Source organism: Micromonospora sp. WMMD714, from assembly GCF_029581315.1.
Taxonomy (GTDB): domain Bacteria; phylum Actinomycetota; class Actinomycetes; order Mycobacteriales; family Micromonosporaceae; genus Micromonospora; species Micromonospora rifamycinica.
This window is the reverse complement of sequence record NZ_CP120744.1, coordinates 6,308,520-6,327,443: the sequence shown is the minus strand read 5'-3', so window position 1 is coordinate 6,327,443 and position 18,924 is coordinate 6,308,520. Positions and strand designations below refer to the sequence as shown.

Annotated in this window: 16 protein-coding genes; 14 read left to right on the top strand and 2 right to left on the bottom strand. The window is 71.9% G+C overall.

Going from position 1 to position 18,924, the window contains the following annotated elements:
* The first annotated feature begins 109 nt into the window (after positions 1–109).
* The 10 genes from O7625_RS26930 to O7625_RS26885 all read left to right on the top strand — a co-directional run bounded on the left by O7625_RS26930 (position 110) and on the right by O7625_RS26885 (position 11,869).
* Entirely contained in the window at positions 110–1,675 is a 1,566-nt protein-coding gene (locus O7625_RS26930) for an MFS transporter (RefSeq protein WP_282342603.1), read from the top strand.
* Positions 1,676–1,686: 11 nt separating this feature from the next.
* On the top strand, positions 1,687–2,295 hold the full coding sequence (locus tag O7625_RS26925) for a TetR/AcrR family transcriptional regulator (protein WP_067307813.1): 609 nt from the start codon (positions 1,687–1,689) through the stop codon (positions 2,293–2,295).
* Between the two features lie 136 nt (positions 2,296–2,431).
* Positions 2,432–2,959, top strand: a complete 528-nt coding sequence (gene ruvC, locus O7625_RS26920) for a crossover junction endodeoxyribonuclease RuvC (protein WP_067307816.1) — start codon at positions 2,432–2,434, stop codon at positions 2,957–2,959.
* Positions 2,956–3,558, top strand: coding sequence for a Holliday junction branch migration protein RuvA (gene ruvA / locus O7625_RS26915; RefSeq protein WP_067307819.1), 603 nt, complete (start codon positions 2,956–2,958; stop codon positions 3,556–3,558). Before ruvC ends, ruvA begins: the two co-directional genes overlap by 4 nt.
* Before the next feature lie 43 nt (positions 3,559–3,601).
* Positions 3,602–4,666, top strand: coding sequence for a Holliday junction branch migration DNA helicase RuvB (gene ruvB, locus O7625_RS26910; RefSeq protein WP_067307871.1), 1,065 nt, complete (start codon positions 3,602–3,604; stop codon positions 4,664–4,666).
* A gap of 138 nt (positions 4,667–4,804) precedes the next feature.
* Complete coding sequence (gene yajC / locus O7625_RS26905) at positions 4,805–5,152, top strand: preprotein translocase subunit YajC (RefSeq protein WP_282342595.1); 348 nt, start codon at positions 4,805–4,807, stop codon at positions 5,150–5,152.
* Positions 5,153–5,378: 226 nt separating this feature from the next.
* Complete coding sequence (secD, locus tag O7625_RS26900) at positions 5,379–7,292, top strand: protein translocase subunit SecD (protein WP_282342593.1); 1,914 nt, start codon at positions 5,379–5,381, stop codon at positions 7,290–7,292.
* A 1-nt stretch (position 7,293) separates the two neighbouring features.
* On the top strand, positions 7,294–8,493 hold the full coding sequence (secF, locus tag O7625_RS26895) for a protein translocase subunit SecF (RefSeq protein ID WP_067307824.1): 1,200 nt from the start codon (positions 7,294–7,296) through the stop codon (positions 8,491–8,493).
* A 99-nt stretch (positions 8,494–8,592) separates the two neighbouring features.
* Positions 8,593–9,159, top strand: a complete 567-nt coding sequence (locus O7625_RS26890; protein ID WP_067307827.1) for an adenine phosphoribosyltransferase — start codon at positions 8,593–8,595, stop codon at positions 9,157–9,159.
* Between the two features lie 277 nt (positions 9,160–9,436).
* Entirely contained in the window at positions 9,437–11,869 is a 2,433-nt protein-coding gene (locus tag O7625_RS26885; RefSeq protein ID WP_172898568.1) for a bifunctional (p)ppGpp synthetase/guanosine-3',5'-bis(diphosphate) 3'-pyrophosphohydrolase, read from the top strand.
* 131 nt (positions 11,870–12,000) lie between these two features.
* On the opposite strand, the gene O7625_RS26880 is transcribed toward O7625_RS26885, so the two are convergent.
* Both O7625_RS26880 and O7625_RS26875 read right to left on the bottom strand, forming a co-directional pair.
* Positions 12,001–12,843: a peptidylprolyl isomerase gene (locus O7625_RS26880; RefSeq protein WP_282342590.1), complete on the bottom strand. Its 843-nt coding sequence runs from the start codon at positions 12,841–12,843 to the stop codon at positions 12,001–12,003.
* 59 nt (positions 12,844–12,902) lie between these two features.
* Positions 12,903–13,787, bottom strand: coding sequence for a peptidylprolyl isomerase (locus tag O7625_RS26875; RefSeq protein ID WP_282342588.1), 885 nt, complete (start codon positions 13,785–13,787; stop codon positions 12,903–12,905).
* A 261-nt stretch (positions 13,788–14,048) separates the two neighbouring features.
* On the opposite strand from O7625_RS26875, the gene O7625_RS26870 reads away from it, so the two are divergent.
* From O7625_RS26870 to O7625_RS26855, 4 genes are all read left to right on the top strand, one after another.
* A complete protein-coding gene (locus O7625_RS26870; protein WP_282342587.1) occupies positions 14,049–14,768 on the top strand; it encodes an MBL fold metallo-hydrolase in 720 nt (239 codons plus the stop codon).
* Between the two features lie 71 nt (positions 14,769–14,839).
* Positions 14,840–16,162 (top strand): histidine--tRNA ligase, encoded by a 1,323-nt coding sequence (gene hisS / locus O7625_RS26865; RefSeq protein WP_282342586.1) that lies wholly within the window; start codon positions 14,840–14,842, stop codon positions 16,160–16,162.
* A 75-nt stretch (positions 16,163–16,237) separates the two neighbouring features.
* Complete coding sequence (locus tag O7625_RS26860) at positions 16,238–17,173, top strand: acyl-ACP desaturase (protein WP_067307843.1); 936 nt, start codon at positions 16,238–16,240, stop codon at positions 17,171–17,173.
* A 694-nt stretch (positions 17,174–17,867) separates the two neighbouring features.
* A complete protein-coding gene (locus O7625_RS26855; protein WP_282342584.1) occupies positions 17,868–18,920 on the top strand; it encodes a S1 family peptidase in 1,053 nt (350 codons plus the stop codon).
* The last annotated feature ends 4 nt before the right edge of the window (positions 18,921–18,924 follow it).

Genomic DNA, 18,924 nt, shown 5'->3' with positions numbered 1-18,924 from the left:
TACGAACCGGTACCGTATCGAAACATGGTCCTCGTAAGGTGAGCACCGTTACGAGTCTGCCCCGTTCCGTATTACCCGGGACGGGTGAACCGGGGGGAGCACCGGACCCATGCAACCGTACGAGAACACCGGACACCCGAGACGATGGGCGATCCTCGGCGTGCTGGTGATCAGCCTGCTCGTCGTCGTCCTCGACAACACCATCCTCAACGTCGCCCTGCGCACCCTGGCCGACCCGGTGCACGGCCTCGGGGCCAGCCAGGGCGAGCTGGAATGGGCGATCAACTCCTACACCCTGGTCTTCGCCGGCCTGCTGTTCACCTTCGGGGTGCTCGGCGACCGGGTGGGCCGCCGCCGGTTCCTGCTCGTCGGTCTGGTGCTGTTCGGCCTGTCGTCGCTGCTGTCCGCGTACGCCGACAGCCCCGGCCAGCTCATCGCGGCCCGGGCGCTGATGGGCGTCGGCGGCGCGGCGATCATGCCGGTCACCCTGTCGATCATCTCCAACGTCTTCGACCCCCGGGAACGGGGTCGCGCCATCGGCGTCTGGGCCGGCGCGGTCGGCCTGGCGGTGGCGGTCGGCCCGATCCTCGGCGGCGTGCTGCTGGAGCACTTCTGGTGGGGCTCGGTCTTCCTGATCAATGTGCCGGTGGTGGCGGTCGGCGTGGTGCTGGTGACCCTGCTGGTGCCCGAGTCGCGTGACCCCCGGCCGGGCCGGATCGACGTGCTCGGCGTGCTGCTGTCGGTCGTCGGGCTGATCGCGCTGACCTACGGCATCATCGACGGCGGTGAGCACGGCTTCGGTCGGCCGACGGTGTGGGCCGCCGTTGTCGGCGGGGTGGCGGTGCTCGCCTGGTTCGTCGTCCACGAACGGCGCAGCGACCACCCGTCGCTGGACGTCCGGCTGTTCCGGGTGCCCCGGTTCGCCGCCCCGGTGGCGATCGTCGGCCTGGTGTTCTTCGCCGCCATGGGCGTGATGTTCTTCAGCTCCTTCTACATGCAGCTGGTGCGGGGCTACAGCCCGCTGGAGACCGGCCTGTGCTTCCTGCCGTTCGCCGCCGCCCAGCTGGTCTTCGCGCCGCGCAGCGCCACGATGGTGCGCCGCTACGGTGGCCGGTCGGTCGCCGCGGTCGGCCTGGTGCTGACCGCCGTGGCGCTGGCCGCGTTCGCCTTCATCGACGCCGACACGCCGCTGTGGGTGGTGCTGGTGTCCTTCTTCCTCCAGGGTGTCGGGATGGCCAACATCATGCCGCCGGCCACCGAGTCGATCATGTCGGCGCTGCCCCGGGAGAAGGCCGGCGTCGGGTCGGCGGTGAGCAACACCATCCGGCAGATCGCCGGGGCGCTGGGCGTGGCCGTGCTCGGTTCGGTGCTCTCCGCGGTCTACCGGCAGGACATCGCCCCGGCCGTCGACGGCCTGCCCGGCCCGGCCCGGGACGCGGCCACCGAGTCGGTCTCCGGGGCGTACGCGGCGGCGGCGCAGCTCGGCCCGGCGGCGCCCCGGCTGATCACGGCGGCCAACGACGCCTTCATCTCCGCGATGCACTGGGCGGCGACGATCTCCACGGTGGTGGCCGCCCTCGGCATCATCATCGTGCTGCGCTGGATGCCGGGCAAGCCCGCCACCGCCACCACCGTGACGCCGGTGGAGGAGCGGGAACTGGCCGGGACCACCTAGGTTCGACGAGGATGACTGACGTGAACACCACCGCTGACGCTCCGCGGTCGCCCGGGCGACCGCGGAGCGCCCGCGCGGACGAGGCCATCATCGAGGCCACCCTCGACCTGCTCGCCGAGGGCAGCACCATCGAGGCGCTGTCGATCGAGGCGATCGCCGCCCGGGCCGGGGTGGGCAAGGCCACCATCTACCGCCGCTGGGCGGGCAAGGAGACCCTGCTGCTGGACGCGCTGCGCCGGCTCAAGGGGGTCGCCGCGCAACCCGCCGGGCAGTCCGTCCGCGACGACCTGGTGCTGTTGGTCGGGGCGGTCGGGCACAACGTCGACCCCCGGGCCGCCCGGATCATGCCCTGCCTGCTGCCCGAGGTGAACCGCAGCCCGGACCACTTCCACCTCTACCAGAACATCATCGAGCCCCGGCGGAAACTGATGCGGGACGTGCTCCGGCGCGGGGTGGCCACCGGCGAGCTGCGGGCCGACCTCGACATCGAGGTGGCGATGGCGTTGCTGACCGGGCCGATGCTGATCCAGCGCCTGCTGCGCTGGCACCCGGAGCTGGACGACCGGATCCTCCCGGAGAAGATCGTCGACGGCGTCCTGACCGGCCTGCGGGCCCGCTGACCCGCACCCACCGGCAGCTCAGGCCGGGCTACCCGAGCAGCTCGGTGCGACGCGGCGTGTCCGCCCACCGGCGTGTCGGGGCGGGCCAGTAGGGTGTCGAACACACGTACTGCCGAAGGGTCGGGGAGGAGGCGGCGTGCGCGTGCTGGGCGTCGACCCGGGGCTGACCCGGTGTGGGGTCGGCGTGGTCGAGGGCGTGCCGGGGCGGCCCTGCACGCTGGTCGCCTACTACGTGGTCTACACCGATCCCGCCGACGACCTGGCGTTGCGCCTGCTGCACCTGGACCGGTCGCTGACCGGCCTGGTGGCCGAGCACCGGCCCGACGCGGTCGCCGTCGAGCGGGTGTTCAGCCAGCACAACGTGCGTACGGTGATGGGCACCGCCCAGGCCAGCGGGATCGCCGTGCTGGCCGGGGCGCGGGCCGGGCTGCCGGTGCAGACCTACACGCCGAGCGAGGTCAAGGCCGCGGTGACCGGTTCCGGCCAGGCCGACAAGAAGCAGATGACCGCCATGGTCACCCGGTTGCTGCGGCTGGCCGAGCCGCCCCGGCCGGCCGACGCGGCGGACGCCCTGGCCCTGGCCATCTGCCATGTGTGGCGCGGCGGCACCCGGTCCAAGCTGGCCGAGGCCGCCGACCGGGTACGACGAGGAGGAGCGCGATGATCGCCAGCGTGCGTGGCACGGTGACCGCGACCGGCCCGGACCACGCGGTGGTGGAGGTCGGGGGGATCGGTCTGGCCGTGCAGTGCGCCCCCGGCACCCTGGCCGAGCTGCGGGTCGGCCAGCCGGCCCGGCTCGCCACCAGCCTGGTGGTCCGGGAGGACTCGCTCACCCTCTACGGCTTCGCCGACGACGACGCCAAGCAGCTGTTCGAGCTGCTCCAGACGGCCAGCGGCGTCGGCCCCCGGCTGGCTCAGGCGGTGCTGGCCGTGCACACCCCGGACGCGGTCCGCAAGGCCATCGCCAATGCCGACACCGCGGCCCTGACCCGGGTGCCGGGGATCGGCAAGAAGGGTGCCGAGCGGCTGGTCCTGGAGCTGCGCGACCGGATCGGCCCGGTGCCGGTCGGTGCCGACGGCGCGGCCGGGGTGACCGCCGGGGCCTGGCCGGACCAGGTCCGCCAGGCGCTGGTCGGGCTCGGCTGGACGGCCGGGCAGGCCGACCAGGCGGTGGCCGCGGTGGCGGAGACGGTGGACGGCCCCACCCCGCCGGTGCCGGTCCTGCTCAAGCAGGCCATCCGACTGCTCGGTCGGACCCGGTGACCGGCGTGGCACGGCGGGCGCGGTCGCGGCCGGGGTGCCCGGCATGACCGGCGACGGCCTGGTCTCGGCGTACGCCGACGACGCCGAGCGGGACGCCGAGGTCAGCGTCCGGCCGAAGCGGCTCGACGAGTTCATCGCCCAGCACCGGGTCCGCGACCAGCTCGACCTGCTGTTGCAGGGCGCGATGCGGCGCGGCGCCCCACCCGACCACATCCTGCTGTCGGGCCCACCCGGCCTCGGGAAGACGACCCTGGCCAACATCGTGGCGGCCGAGCTGGGCTCCGGCATCCGGGTGACCAGCGGCCCGGTGATCGAGCGCTCGGGCGACCTGGCCGCCATCCTGACCAGCCTCGCCGAGGGCGACGTGCTGTTCATCGACGAGATTCACCGGATCGCCAAGCCGGCGGAGGAGCTGCTCTACAGCGCGATGGAGGACTTCCGGGTCGACGTGATCGTCGGCAAGGGGCCCGGGGCCACCGCGATCCCGCTGGACGTCGAGCCGTTCACCCTGGTCGGCGCGACCACCCGGTCGGGCCTGCTGACCGGGCCGATGCGCGACCGGTTCGGCTTCGTCGCGCACCTCGACTTCTACTCCCCGGCCGACCTGGAGGCGTTGCTGCACCGGTCGGCACGCATCCTGGGGGTGCCGATCACCCCGGAGGGGGCGGTGGAGATCGCCGGCCGGTCCCGGGGCACGCCCCGGATCGCCAACCGGCTGCTGCGCCGGGTGCGGGACTACGCCGAGGTCCGGGCCGAGGGGGTGGTCACCCTGGAGACCGCCCGCGCCGCCCTGACCGTGTACGACGTGGACGCGCTGGGGCTGGACCGGCTGGACCGGGCGGTGCTGACCGCCCTGGTCGACTCGTTCCGGGGCGGGCCGGTGGGCCTGTCCACCCTGGCGGTGGCGGTGGGGGAGCAGCCGGACACGGTGGAGGAGGTCTGCGAGCCGTTCCTGGTACGGGCCGGGCTGTTGGCGCGTACCCCGCGGGGACGGGTGGCCACCGAGGCCGCCTGGCGACACCTCGGCCGTACACCACCAAATGGTACATTTGGCATGGAAGCTCCCGCTGTACCTGATCTGTTCTCGAACGCGCCCGATCCACCGTGATCTGAACGTGATCTGCACCGCATTCGGCGTTCCCAGGTGCAGGGATTAGACTCGCCGCGGTCTGTACAGGATGTGAATATCCGCCTCCGCTCCGGCGCCTACGTGCCGCGACGGGGGCCAATGGGAAGGTCGCACACCGTGCTTTACGCAGCACAGTCCGGCGGAGGCGCCGGCAGTCTGACGCCGATCCTCATGATCGCCCTGCTCTTCGGGGTCATGTACTTCATGATGATCCGGCCGCAGCAGAAGCGCCGCCGCGAGGCCGAGGCCATGCAGTCCGCGCTCGGCCCCGGTGACGAGGTCGTCACCATCGGCGGGCTCTACGGCACGGTCGTGGGCGTCGAGGACGACACCGTGCTGCTGGAGGTGGCCCCCGGCGTGCAGACCCGTTACGCCCGTCCGGCCATCGCCCGGGTGGTCACCCGGGCCGAGCGGCCGGAGGTCGACGAGCCGGTCACCGAGGACGCGGAAACCGTCAAGGAGTGAGCGCCCGCCCCGCCCCGCACCGGGCGGGCGGGACGGGACAACTGGATAGGTGGGCCGGTCTCCGAGGGCCGGCACGCGCCCCGTCCGCCCGACGCCCCACGTCGGCGGCGGTGCGCCGTGTCGCCGGGCGGGAGTGGTCCGCGCAGAGCGCGTCGGAGCGGTAACCCCGCCCCGACCTCGTCGCCGCTGCACCGGCGGCGCGACCGTTACAGGGAGACAGACAGCCGTGGCACCACCTCAGGGACAGATGCGCCCCGGGCGGCAGCTCGCCGTGCTCGGGTTCATCTTCGTCGTCCTCTATTCCTTGGTGTTCTTCTCCGGCGGCGCCAGCGGCGGCTGGAAGGACCGGCTGGAGCCCCGGCTCGGGCTGGACCTGATCGGCGGCACCCGGCTGACGCTGGAGGCGACCAACAGCCTCGACGGCAAGCCCCCGACGTCGGCCAACCTGGAGGAGGCCCGGCAGATCATCGAGAGCCGGGTCAACGCCTACGGGGTGGCCGAGGCCGAGGTGGTCACCGAGGGCAACCGGAACATCGTCATCTCCCTGCCCGGTGAGAACCGCGACCTGACCGACGTTGGCAGCGCCGCGGAGCTGCGCTTCCGCAAGGTGCTCAAGGCCGCCGACGGCAGCGGCGCGGTCGCCGCCCCGGCGACCCCGACGCCCACCCCGTCCGGCAGCGCCGCACCCAGCCCGTCGGGCAGCGCCTCGCCGAAGGCCTCCGGCAGCGCCGCGCCCAAGGTGACCGGCTCGCCGAGCGCCGGTGGACAGGGCGGCGGCGCCCCCGCGCCGAGCGCCAGCGCCACCCCGTCCGGGTCGGCCTCGCCGAGCGCCCCGGCCGCCTCGCCCAGCGCCAGCGAGGCCCCGGTGCCGCAGAGCATCGAGGAGCAGCGCAAGGCCGTCGAGAAGAAGGTCGGCGCGGCGGCCTGGACCGCCGCGAGCGGCCTGCAGGCCCCGGCCGACCTGGGTACCAACCCGGCCCTGGCGGAGACGTTCAAGCCGTTCGGCGCGCTCTCCCCGCAGGAGGTCGCGGTACTGACCCCGCAGATGCAGTTCAACGTGCCGACCATCACCTGCGCCCAGCTCGACAAGCGGCCCCCCGCGTCGATCAAGGACGAGAAGCAGCAGGCGGTCGCCTGTGAGGGTGGCGCGGCGAAGTACCTGCTCGACCAGGCCAAGGTGGTCGGCACCGACGTCAAGGACGCCAACGCGGTCCTTGACCAGGCCAGCACCTGGGTGGTCAGCCTGAACTTCACCGGTGACGGCCAGTCCAAGTGGACCGAGCTGACCCGCGAGGCGTTCAACAACACCGGCGGCGGCTGCGACCAGACGGCCCTGGGCCAGGACGGCAAGTGCCGGGTGGCCGTGGTGCTGGACAACGAGATCGTCTCCTCGCCCGAGATCCAGGGCGTGCTCACCGGCGACTCGCAGATCACCGGCAGCTTCGACAACACCTCGGCGAACGCGCTGGCCAGCCAGCTGCGCTACGGCGCGCTGCCGGTCACCTTCGTGCCGCAGGAGCAGCAGAACGTCACCGCGACGCTGGGCGACAGCCACCTGCGGGCCGGCCTGCTGGCCGCCGGCATCGGCATGCTGCTGGTCATCGTCTACTCGTTCTTCTACTACCGGCTGCTCGGCTCGGTCATCTTCCTGAGCCTGGTGCTCTCCGCGCTGCTGGTCTTCGGGGCGCTGGTGGTCCTCGGCCGGTCGATCGGCTTCACCCTCACCCTCGCCGGCATCGCCGGCATGATCGTCTCGCTCGGTGTGGCGGCGGACTCGTTCGTCATCTACTTCGAACGGCTCAAGGACGAGATCCGGGAGGGGCGCAGCCCACGCAGCGCCGTGCCCCGGGCCTGGATCCGGGCCCGCCGGACGATCATCTCGGCGAACGCCATCACCCTGATGTCCGCCGTGGTCCTCTACATCGTCTCGGTCGGCACGGTGAAGGGCTTCGCCTTCGCCCTCGGCCTGGCGACCGTGCTCGACCTGGTGGTCGTCTTCCTCTTCCGGCACCCGATCATGACGATGTTCGCCCGGACCCCGGCCTTCCTGTCGCCCCGGGTCAGCGGCCTCGGTCGGGCACTGCCGCCCCGTACGGCCGAATCCGGCACCGCCCGCAACCCGCGCGTCAAGGAGGCCTGAGATGGCTAAGAGTGGTCTGGCGTCCCGGCTCTACCGGGGCGAGGCCGGTCTCAACATCGTCGGCCGGCGCAAGCTCTGGTTCACCGTCGCCGGGGTGCTGGTGCTGATCGCCGTGCTCAGCTTCGCGGTGCGCGGCTTCAGCCTGGGCATCGAGTTCGCCGGTGGCAACTCGTTCCAGGTGCCGGCCAGCGTCGGCACCCTGGAGCAGACCGAGGACAAGGTCAACGACGCGCTGGCCGCCGAGGGCGACGGCGCCGAGGTGGTGACCGCGCAGAAGGTCGGCAGCACCAGCGGCGAGTACTACGAGCTGCGCACCTCGCAGCTCAGCGCCGAGCAGGCCAACGCGGTCAAGGCCAAGATGGCGCAGGAGTTCGGCATCAACGCCGACCAGATCAGCGGCAGCCAGGTCAGCGAGGCGTGGGGCAGCCAGGTGACCTCCCGGGCGCTGCTCGGCCTGGTCATCTTCGTCCTGGTGGTGGCGGTCTACCTGGTGCTGCGGTTCGAGTGGCGGATGGCGGTCGCCGCGATCATCTCGCTGTTCATGAACCTGATCCTCACCGCCGGCATCTACTCGCTGGTCGGCTTCGAGGTCACCCCGTCGACGATCATCGGGTTCCTCACCATCCTGGGCTTCGCGCTCTACGACGTGGTGGTGGTCTTCGACAAGGTCCAGGAGAACACCCGGGGCATCACCGCCAACAACAACCAGACCTACGGCGAGGCGGCCAACCTGGCGCTCAACCAGAGCCTGATGCGGTCGTTGAACACCTCGGTGGTCGCCCTGCTCCCGGTCGGCGGTCTGCTCTTCATCGGTGCCGGCCTGCTCGGCGCGGGCACCCTGAAGGACCTCGGCCTGGTGCTGTTCGTCGGTATGGCGATGGCGTTCCTGACCTCGATCCTGCTCTCCACCCCGCTGCTGGTGCTGCTCAAGAACCAGGACCCGCGGATCGACGCGCACACCAAGCGGGTGCTGGCCCGCCGGGGCGCCATCGCCCGCGGCGAGATCACCCCGCGCGGCCCGGCCCGGCAGGCCACCGCCGAGGAGGCCACCGACGAGCCGATCGACCCGGAGGCGGCGGCCCTGGCCGGCAGTGCCCCCAAGGTCGGTGCCCGTCCGGCGGCCAAGCGGTCGGCCGGTGCCCGGGGCGGCCGCCCCGCCGGGGGCGGCGGCAACCGGCCCGGTGGCGCGAAGCGGCGCTGACCGGAGGGCGACCCGCCCCACGTCGAGTCGACGGCGTCCGCCATGCTGTGCGAGCAGCATGACGGACGCCGTCGTCGTACCGAAGGAGAGCCGACCACCGTGACGGAGACCCACAGCACCGGGGTACGGGGAGACAGTGGCCCGGAGATGGCCCGGCTGGTCGCCAGCCGGGTGCTGGACGTGCCGGACTTCCCCAAGCCCGGGGTGATGTTCAAGGACCTGATGCCGCTCTTCGCCGACGGGGACGTGTTCCGCGAGGTGATCGACGGGATCATCGGGTACCACGGGCGGGACGCCTTCGACATCGTGGTCGGCATCGAGGCGCGCGGTTTCGTGATCGCCGCCGCGATCGCGTACGCCACCGGGCTGGGCGTGGTGCCGGTGCGCAAGGCGGGCAAGCTGCCCCGGCCGGCGTACTCGGCCTCGTACGCCCTGGAGTACGGCGAGGCGACGCTGGAGGTGCACCAGGACGCCTTCACCGCCGGGCACCGGGTGCTGGTGGTCGACGACGTGCTGGCGACCGGCGGCACCGCCGAGGCGACCCTCGACCTGGTCGAGCGGGCCGGCGGGACGGTGGCCGGTTTCACCGTCCTGCTGGAGTTGGGTTTCCTGGCCGGGCGGGAGCGGCTCGCGGGGCGTCCGGTCCACGCCCTGCTGACCGTTTGATTCCCGGTCGTCCCGGCGGCTGGAGACCGACCGTCCGGCGGAGCGGCGGGGCACCTACCGTGCGGGTAGCATTGCCCATTGCTGACCGGGTGGTCACCCGTCCGGGCGGCGGATCAGGCCGCCGGCCGGGGGTCGGCGGCAGGGCCACCGGCCCGACGGGGGCCGGCGGGGAACACACCGGCCCGACGGCCGGTTGGCACGACAGGCGTCGGTCGTACGGCCGGCGTGGTCCCGGCGATCGGTGAGGAGGCCGGTGTCTCACGATGTCGTCCCTCCGGTGGAGGGCACGGTGCACCCGACAGGCGAGGCTGACGGCGCGGTGACCGATCGGAAGAACGACGCACCGACCGCCCCCGCGGGGCCCGGCGGCGACGCCGGTGCCGCGCCCGACGGTGTGGTCCCCGGGGCGTCGTTCGACGACGACCCGTCCCCGAGCGCGGGCTTCGCGCTGTCCAACGCGCCGACCGGGCGGCGGGTCCGGGCCCGGCTGGCCCGGTTCAACGCCCCCTGGCAGAGTTCCCAGGTCAGCGAGGTGCTCGAACCGCTGATCGCCAGCCACCGGGAGAACCACCCGAAGGCGGACGCCCGGCTGCTCCAGCGGGCCTTCGACACCGCCGCGCGCTGGCACTCCGGCCAGTACCGCAAGTCCGGCGACCCGTACATCACCCATCCGCTGGCGGTGGCGACCATCCTGGGCAACCTGGGGATGGACACCACCACGCTGGTGGCGGCGCTGCTGCACGACACGATCGAGGACACCGAGTACACCCTCGACCAGATGCGGGCCGACTTCGGCCCCGAGGTCACCCTGCTGGTCGACGGCGTGACGAAGCTGGACAAGGTCAAGCTCGGCGACGCGGCCAAGGCGGAGACCATCCGCAAGATGGTCGTGGCGATGGCGAAGGACCCCCGGGTCCTGGTGATCAAGCTGGCCGACCGGCTGCACAACATGCGGACGCTGTCCTTCCTGCCGGCCCCGAAGCGGGAGCAGAAGGCCAAGGAGACGCTGGAGATCCTGGCCCCGCTGGCCCACCGCCTCGGTATGAACACCATCAAGTGGGAGCTGGAGGACCTCGCCTTCGGGACGCTGTTCCCGAAGCGGTACGAGGAGATCCTCCGGCTGATCGGGGAGCACCAGCCGCAGCGGGAGTCGCTGCTCAAGCAGGTCACCCAGAAGGTCGGCACCGACCTGAAGGCCGCCAAGATCAAGGCGGAGACGACCGGTCGGCCGAAGCACCTCTACTCGATCTACCAGAAGATGATCGTGCGGGGGCGGGACTTCAACGACATCTACGACCTGGTCGGGGTGCGGATCCTGGTCGACACGGTGCGGGACTGCTACGCGGCGCTGGGGGTCATCCACGCCAACTGGCAGCCGGTGCCGGGCCGGTTCAAGGACTACATCGCGATGCCCAAGTTCAACATGTACCAGTCGTTGCACACGACGGTGATCGGGCCCACCGGCAAGCCGGTGGAGATGCAGATCCGCACCTACGCGATGCACCGCACCGCCGAGTTCGGCATCGCCGCACACTGGAAGTACAAGGAGCACAAGGGCACCCAGATCGTGGGGCCGCCGGCGCACATCGACGAGATGACCTGGCTGCGGCAGCTGCTGGACTGGCAGCGGGAGGCGGCCGACCCGTCGGAGTTCCTCGACGCGCTGCGGTTCGACCTGTCCAGCCAGGAGGTGTACGTCTTCACCCCCAAGGGGGACGTCATCCCGCTGCCGACGGGCTCGACGCCGGTGGACTTCGCGTACGCGGTGCACACCGAGGTGGGGCACAAGTGCATCGGGGCGCGGGTCAACGGCAAGCTGGTGCCGTTGGAGTCGACGCTGTCCAACGGCGACGTGATCGAGATCTTCACCTCGAAGTCCGACACGGCCGGCCCGACGCAGGACTGGCTGAGCTTCGTCAAGAGCCCCCGGGCGCGCACCAAGATCCGCCAGTACTTCAACAAGGAGCGGCGCGAGGAGGCGATCGAGGCCGGCAAGGACTCGATCGTCAAGGCGATGCGCAAGCAGGGCATGCCGTTGCAGCGGATGCTCACCTCCGACGCGTTGATGGCGATCGCCCGGGACCTGCACCTCGCCGACGTCGCCTCGCTCTACGCGGCGGTCGGCGACAGCCAGGTGTCGGCGCAGTCGGTGGTGCAGAAGCTGATGGCCGCGTACGGCGGCGAGGAGGGCGCGGCGGAGGACATCGCCGAGACCGCCGTCGCCACCCGTCCGCCGCACAGCCGGCAGAACAGCAGCGATCCCGGGGTGGTGGTGCGGGGCGTCAGCGACGTCTGGATCAAGCTGGCCCGGTGCTGCACGCCGGTGCCCCCGGACTCGGTCTTCGGGTTCGTCACCCGCTCCGGCGGGGTCAGCGTGCACCGGGACGACTGCGCCAACGCCGAGGACCTGCGCGCCCAGGTCGAGCGGGTGGTGGAAGTCAGCTGGAAGCTCACCTCCGCCTCGACGTTCCTGGTGGCCATCCAGGTGGAGGCCCTCGACCGGCACAAGCTGCTGGCCGACGTCACCCGGGTGCTCTCCGAGGAACGGGTCAACATCCTGTCGGCGACGGTCACCACCACCCGGGACCGGGTGGCGGTGAGCCGGTTCAGCTTCGAGATGGCCGACCCGAAGCACCTGGGGCACCTGCTGGCCGCCGTCCGCAAGGTCGACGGGGTGTTCGACGCCTACCGGGTCACCTCCGGCGCCTGACGGCCGTCGGCGGCCCACACCCAGCGGTCCGGAAACGTGGTTCACGGCCCCCGGGACGGTCCGGGGACGCGGTGGTTCACGACGAAGCGCCCGCCGGCAGAGCCGGCGGGCGCTTCGTCGTACCGGAGGGGTCAGCCCTCGATGTCGCTCATGGTCAGCTTGGTGATGGTGACCTCCTTCTTGGGGTGGCCACCCCCGGCCGACTGCGCGTACGCCTTGTCGTCACCGGCGGCGCCGACCTGCTTGACCAGGTCCATGCCGGTGGTGATGGTGCCCAGCACGGTGTAGTTCGGGTCGAGCTGCGAGTCGCCGTAGACGATGAAGAACTGGCTGCCCGTGCTGCCCGGCTGCCCGGAGTTGGCCATCGCGATGACGCCCTCCGGGTAGGGGGGCCGCTTGTCGGTCGGCAGGTTCTCCTCGGCCAGGCCGTAGCCCGGCCCACCGGTGCCGTCGGTCTGCCGCCAGCCCTTGCCGGTGGCGCTCGGGTCACCACACTGGAGCACCTTGATGCCCTCGGTCACCAGGCGGTGGCACTTGGTGTTGTCGAAGAAACCCTTGCTGGCCAGGTAGGTGAAGCTGCCGGCGGTGCAGGGCACCTTGGTGCGGTCGAGCTTGGCGACGATCGGCCCCAGGTTGGTCTCCAGGGTCATCGTCTGGGTGCCCTTGTTGGCCTGCTGGGCCGGCGGAAGGCCGACGTCCTTGATCTGCGCGGGCCGACCCTCCTTCGGCGACTCGGTGTAGGCGCACTGCGAGAAGCCCTCGGTGCCGGCGGCCTGCTGCTTGCTGTCGTCGTCATCGCCGCCGAGGCTGGTGGCCAACCAGACGGTGCCGGCGACCACGAGCACCAGGATCGCGGCGGCCCCGACGATCGCCTGCGTCTGCCGGCGCTTACGGGCCTTGGCCGAGCGCTCGGCCATCTCCCGCTCAAGTCGGGCCCGCGCCGCCGCGCGCTGCCGCTCTCTCGTGGACGTCACGGTCACTCCTCCTGGACATCTCGGGCGCGGCGTGGCCGCAGGTACGGGTGTGGGCCGGTTCAGCCGGCGCTCGGGCTGGCCGCCGGGGACGCGGCCGGGGAGCCGGTCGCCGGTGCCGGGGCGGCCTGTGCCTCACCGACGGTGAGCTTGCGGATGGTCACGTCGGTCTTCGGCTTGACCTTGGCGCCCGCCCCGTTGTCCACGGTCGGCAGGGCGCCGATCTTCTCGACCACGTCCAACCCGCCGGTCACCCGGCCGATGATCGGGTAGGCCGGCTGGGCCGGGCTGAAGTCCTTGAAGAAGACGAGGAACTGGCTGCCGTTGGCGCCCGGCGGGTTGCCGATCATGGCGACCGTGCCCTTCGGGTACGTCGGCGGCTGACCGGGGGCCGGGCTGGCCGACGGGCTCGCCTCGGGGCCGGTCGGCACGTTCTCGTTGTAGAACGTGTAGGTGGGGCCGCCCAGGCCGGTGCCGCTCGGGTCGCCGCAGCGCAGCGCGCCCTCGGCGGTGATCTCGTGGCACTTGGTGTTGTCGTAGAACGACTTGCCGGCCAGGTGGGCGATGCTCGCCCCGGCGCACGGCGCCCCGGCGAGATCCAGCTCGGCGGTGATCGGGCCGCCCTGGTCGGTGTCGACGGTCATCATGCGTACCCCGGAGGTGGGCAGGTCCTTGGTGGCCGGGGCGCCGACGTCCTTGAGGTTGGTGTTGGCGCTCGCGTCCTGCGGCGTCCAGAGGCAGACGTCCTCGGCGGCCTTCTGCTCGGGCTCGCGGTCGAAGGCGCCCAGCCCCCAGGCCGCGCCGGCCACGATCAGCACCAGCACCACGGCCGCGCCGACCCCGGCCTGGATCTGTCGACGCCGTCGCGCGGCGGCGGCCCGGCGGGCCAGCTGCCGGTCGAGCTTCTCCCGCGCGAGCTTGCGCTGCCGGTCCCTGCTGGAAGCCACCCGTGCTCCCCTCCTCTACCCTGGTCGTCACCGGCGGTCGGGCCGTTGGTGCCCGTACGTGTCCGCGGGTGCGCCACGCCACACGCCCGCAGAGTGTACGGGTAGCCGCTGTGAAAGTGGTGTACGAGGTCCGGCCTGGGTTTATCAAAGTGCGTCACTGCGCCGTCCGGGGCGGGTGGGACGGGTGGGAACGCGTGCCGCGGCACCGGCGGCGGCTAGGCTGCCCGGGAGACAGTCGACTCGAACGGAAGGGGAGCTGACGTGCTCGTGGCCGGCTTTCCCGCGGATGCTTTCGGCACCAACTGCTATGTGGTGGCGACCGCGCCGGGGGAGCAGTGCGTGGTGGTCGACCCCGGTATCGGGGTGCTCGACCGGCTCGACGCCGTGCTCGCCGAGCACCGCCTGCACCCGGCCGCCGTGCTGCTCACCCACGGCCATCTCGACCACACCTTCTCGGTCGCGCCGGTCTGCGGCGCGCGGGGCATCCCGGCCTACGTGCACCCGGAGGACCGGGAGCTGCTGGCCGATCCGACCAAGGCGCTGTCGATGGACCTCACCGCGCTGTTCGGCGGCCGGCTGCCGTACACCGAGCCTGACGACGTGGCGGAGCTGACCGACGGGGCGACGCTGGCGCTGGCCGGTCTGGAGATCACCGTCGACCACGCCCCGGGCCATACCGGCGGGTCGGTGCTGTTCCGGCTGCCCGGCGCCGGCTCGCCCTGGGAGGCCGAGCAGGTCTGCCTCTCCGGCGACGTGCTCTTCGCCGGCTCGATCGGCCGCACCGACCTGCCGGGCGGCAGCATGCCCCGGATGCTGGACAGCCTGCGGGAGAAGGTCCTTCCGCTGGCCGACGACACCGTCGTGCTGCCCGGTCACGGCCCGGCGACCACCATCGGCCGGGAACGTGTGCGCAATCCGTACCTCGTCGACGTGGCGGGGTCCGGCGGCGCGCGTCCGGCGACGCCCACCCGCGGCCTCTAGTCTCCGCTCCGCGCCGTGCGCGGAGCTGTCGATCTCACCGCGCCCCGCGCGGACCCGCAAGGAGTACGCCCATGAGCAAGCCCATGCCCCTCTCCGGCTTCCCGGAGTGGACCACGTCGCAGCGGATGATCGAACAGTTCGTCCTGGACCGGATCCGGCACACCTTCGAGCTGTACGGCTTCGCGCCGCTGGAGACCCGCTCGGTGGAGCCGCTGGACCAGCTGCTGCGCAAGGGGGAGACCTCCAAGGAGGTCTACCTGCTGCGTCGGTTGCAGGCCGACGCGGACGGCCCGGCCGGCGACGACGCGCTCGGCCTGCACTTCGACCTGACCGTGCCGTTCGCCCGGTACGTGCTGGAGAACGCCGGCAAGCTCCAGTTCCCGTTCCGCCGTTACCAGATCCAGAAGGTGTGGCGGGGCGAGCGCCCGCAGGAGGGGCGCTACCGGGAGTTCCTCCAGGCCGACATCGACATCGTGGACCGGGACACCCTGCCGGCGCACTACGAGGCGGAGATGCCGCTGGTGATCGGCGACGCGCTGCGGTCGCTGCCCATCCCGCCGGTGCGGATCCAGGTCAACAACCGCAAGATCTGCGAGGGCTTCTACCGGGGCATCGGGCTGACCGACCCGGAGGCGGCGCTGCGCGCGGTCGACAAGCTCGACAAGATCGGCCCGGCGAAGGTGGCCGCGCTGCTGGCCGAGACGGCCGGGGCGAGCGAGGCACAGGCCGACGCCTGCCTGGCGCTGGCCGGGATCTCCGCGGCGGACGCGTCCTTCGCCGACGCGGTGCGCGCGCTGGGGGTGACCGATCCGCTGCTCGACGAGGGCATCGCCGAGCTGGTCGCGGTGGTGGAGACGGCCGCCGCGCACGCGCCGGGGCTCTGCGTGGCCGACCTGCGCATCGCCCGGGGTCTGGACTACTACACCGGCACCGTCTACGAGACGTCGCTGGTCGGCTACGAGCGGTTCGGGTCGATCTGCTCCGGTGGCCGGTACGACGACCTGGCCACCGCCGGTGCCGTCTCGTACCCGGGGGTGGGCATCTCGATCGGGGTGACCCGGCTGCTCGGCCTGCTCTTCGGCGCCGGGGCGCTCTCGGTGTCCCGCAGCGTGCCGACCTGCGTGCTGGTGGCCGTCGGGGTCGAGGAGGAGCGGGCGGCCAGCAACGCGGTCGCCGAGGCGCTGCGGTCCCGGGGCGTGCCGACCGAGGTGTCGCCGAGCGCGGCCAAGTTCGGCAAGCAGATCCGGTACGCCGAGCGGCGCGGCATTCCGTACGTGTGGTTCCCCGGGGCCGACGGCGACCAGGTCAAGGACATCCGCTCGGGCGAGCAGGTGGACGCGGCGGCCGGTGAGTGGATGCCCCCCCACCAGGACCTGAAGCCACAGGTCGGCTGAGCCGTCCGGTTACTGGCGCGTACGCCACCGGGGACCTACGGTGGCGTAAGTTACGCCACCGTAGGGAGGGATCCTGTGACCGACATCAGCGAGACCGCGCTGCTCCACGAACTCGAACCCGTGGTCGCCAAGAACCTCGACCGGCACCTGGCGGTGGCGAAGGAGTGGTTCCCGCACGAGTACGTGCCGTGGAGCGAGGGGCGCACCTTCGACGGCCCGCTCGGTGGCGAGGCGTGGTCGGAGGCGGACTCGACGCTGCCCGAGGTGGCCCGGACGGCGCTGATCGTCAACCTGCTCACCGAGGACAACCTGCCGTCGTACCACCACCAGATCGCCAGCCTGTTCGGGCCGGACGGGGCGTGGGGGACCTGGGTGGGCCGGTGGACCGCCGAGGAGGGACGGCACGGCACCGCCATCCGGGACTACCTGACGGTCACCCGGGCGGTCGACCCGGTGGCCCTGGAGCGGGCCCGGATGGTGCACATGACGGCCGGTTACAGCAACTCGCACGACTCGTCGATGCTGCGCTCGCTGGCGTACGTGTCGTTCCAGGAGCTGGCCACCCGGATCTCGCACCGCAACACCGGCCGGATCACCGGCGACCCGGTCTGCGAGGCGTTGCTGAGCCGGGTCGCGGCCGACGAGAACCTGCACATGGTCTTCTACCGCAACCTGCTCGGCGCGGCCCTGGAGGTGGCCCCGAGCCAGACGATGCGGGCGATCGCCGAGGTGCTGGGCGACTTCCAGATGCCCGGGGTGGGCATCGAGGGCTTTACCCGCAAGTCGGTGGCGATCGCCCTGGCCGGCATCTACGACCTGCGTCAGCACCGCGACGACGTGGTGGCCCCGGTGCTACGCCAGTGGGACGTGTTCAACGTGACCGGCCTGGACGCCGACGGTGAGGCCGCCCGCGACGAGATCGCCGCCCGGCTGGACGGCCTGGAGCAGGCCGCCTCCCGGTTCGAGGAGAAGCGCGACGCCCGTGCCGCCAAGCTGGCCGCCCGCGCCTGAACGCCCCGCCCGACGTGGGTCCGCCGGTCTGGTGGCGTGTCCGTCCACCTGACAGCGCTTCCGCCTGCCACTCTGTGTTACTCAGGGTGACCCCTCCGGGTGTGTAACTCACCGTCACTGTCCTGCCTCCCCCGATATCCCACCCCTCCGCCCTTTGCTCTGCTGCCCTCGCGGCACCACCACCCTGGCCTGCTGTCGGCTGATGATCTCTCGGTCGGACCGACTCCAGCTCCCGCTACCCCTCGTGACTGTCGCCGGGAGGGCGGCAGAGCAAAGGGGAGGGGGTGAGGGGTGGTGGGGTGAGGTCTGGTGGCTGTGCGTAACGGGCCTGGGTGGTCATTCCTGCCTGCTTGGACCGGGAGTTCCCGGGGTGGGCGAGGGGGATCGCGTCGGTGGCCCGGTGGGGTGTCGTCCCGATCGAAATCGGCCAGGAGTCGGGCCCGATGGTGGGTGGGCGGCCGGGGTGTTCGTCGGTCGGCTCGGCCAGGTTGGCGCGGGTCTGACATGGAGGTGTCCACCGTGTTGCCTGGGCGTCATATCGACCGGCGGGGTGAATACGGGCAAAGCCATGTCTTGTTTACGATCTTAGATATGTGAATACTTCAACCTCTCGGCCGATTCTCCCCAGGTCGGCCGGGTGCCCTCGGGTACGTCTGCATGACGCTGCCCGTCACACCCTTCCGGAGGTTGTTGCATGCGACCCACGAGGTCCTCACTCCGCCACGCCGCCGCTGTCGCCATGGCCGGCACTCTGGTCACCGGCGCGCTGATGGGCGCACCCGCCCAGGCGGCCCCCGCCTCGCCCGCATCCCCCGACGCCGCCGCCAGCCTGGCCGACCGCCTCGGCGACCGGGCCGCCGGCGCCTACGCCGACGCCACCGGCAAGATGGTCGTCGCCGTCACCGACCCCGCCGCGGCCCGCGAGGTCCGCGCCGCCGGCGCCACCCCGAAGATGGTCACCCGGGGTGCGGCCCAGCTCCGTTCCGCCACCGCCGAGCTGGAGCGGTCGGCCAAGATCCCCGGCACCGCGTGGTGGACCGACGCCGTCACCAACCAGGTCGTCGTGTCGGTCGACAGCACCGTCACCGGCGCCAAGCTGGCGCGGGTCAAGGCCGCCGCCGCGCGCACCGGTGGCGCCGTGCGGGTCGAGGCCGAGGCCGGCGTGCTCAGCACCAAGATCTCCGGCGGCCAGGCCATCTACACCGGCGGCGGTCGCTGCTCGCTCGGCTTCAACGTCCGCAACAGCGCCGGTCAGACCTTCTTCCTGACCGCCGGGCACTGCACCAACATCGGCTCGACCTGGTACTCGAACTCCGGCCAGACCAGCGTGCTCGGCACCCGTACCGGCACCAGCTTCCCGGGCAACGACTACGGCATCGTCCGGCACAGCAACGCGGCCAACGCGACCGGCAACGTCTCCCTCTACAACGGCAGCTACCAGGACGTCACCGGTGCCGCCAACGCCTACGTCGGCCAGAGCGTGCAGCGCTCCGGCAGCACCACCGGCCTCAAGGGTGGTTCGGTGACGGCCACCAACGCCACGGTGAACTACGCCGAGGGCTCGGTCTCCGGCCTGATCCGGACCAACGTCTGCGCCGAGCCGGGCGACAGCGGCGGCTCGCTGTTCAGCGGCAGCAGCGCGGTCGGCCTCACCTCCGGCGGCAGCGGCAACTGCACCCGTGGCGGCATCACCTACTTCCAGCCCGTCACCGAGCCGCTGAGCGTCTACGGCGTCAGCATCATCTGACCGA

Excerpts from the sequence above, each read along its gene's own strand:
- O7625_RS26930 (WP_282342603.1), top strand. The coding sequence starts at position 110 with ATGCAACCGTACGAGAACACCGGACACCCGAGACGATGGGCGATCCTC.
- O7625_RS26925 (WP_067307813.1), top strand. The coding sequence starts at position 1,687 with ATGACTGACGTGAACACCACCGCTGACGCTCCGCGGTCGCCCGGGCGA.
- secF (WP_067307824.1), top strand. The coding sequence starts at position 7,294 with ATGGCTAAGAGTGGTCTGGCGTCCCGGCTCTACCGGGGCGAGGCCGGT.
- ruvB (WP_067307871.1), top strand. The coding sequence starts at position 3,602 with ATGACCGGCGACGGCCTGGTCTCGGCGTACGCCGACGACGCCGAGCGG.
- ruvA (WP_067307819.1), top strand. The coding sequence starts at position 2,956 with ATGATCGCCAGCGTGCGTGGCACGGTGACCGCGACCGGCCCGGACCAC.
- O7625_RS26855 (WP_282342584.1), top strand. The coding sequence starts at position 17,868 with ATGCGACCCACGAGGTCCTCACTCCGCCACGCCGCCGCTGTCGCCATG.
- hisS (WP_282342586.1), top strand. The coding sequence starts at position 14,840 with ATGAGCAAGCCCATGCCCCTCTCCGGCTTCCCGGAGTGGACCACGTCG.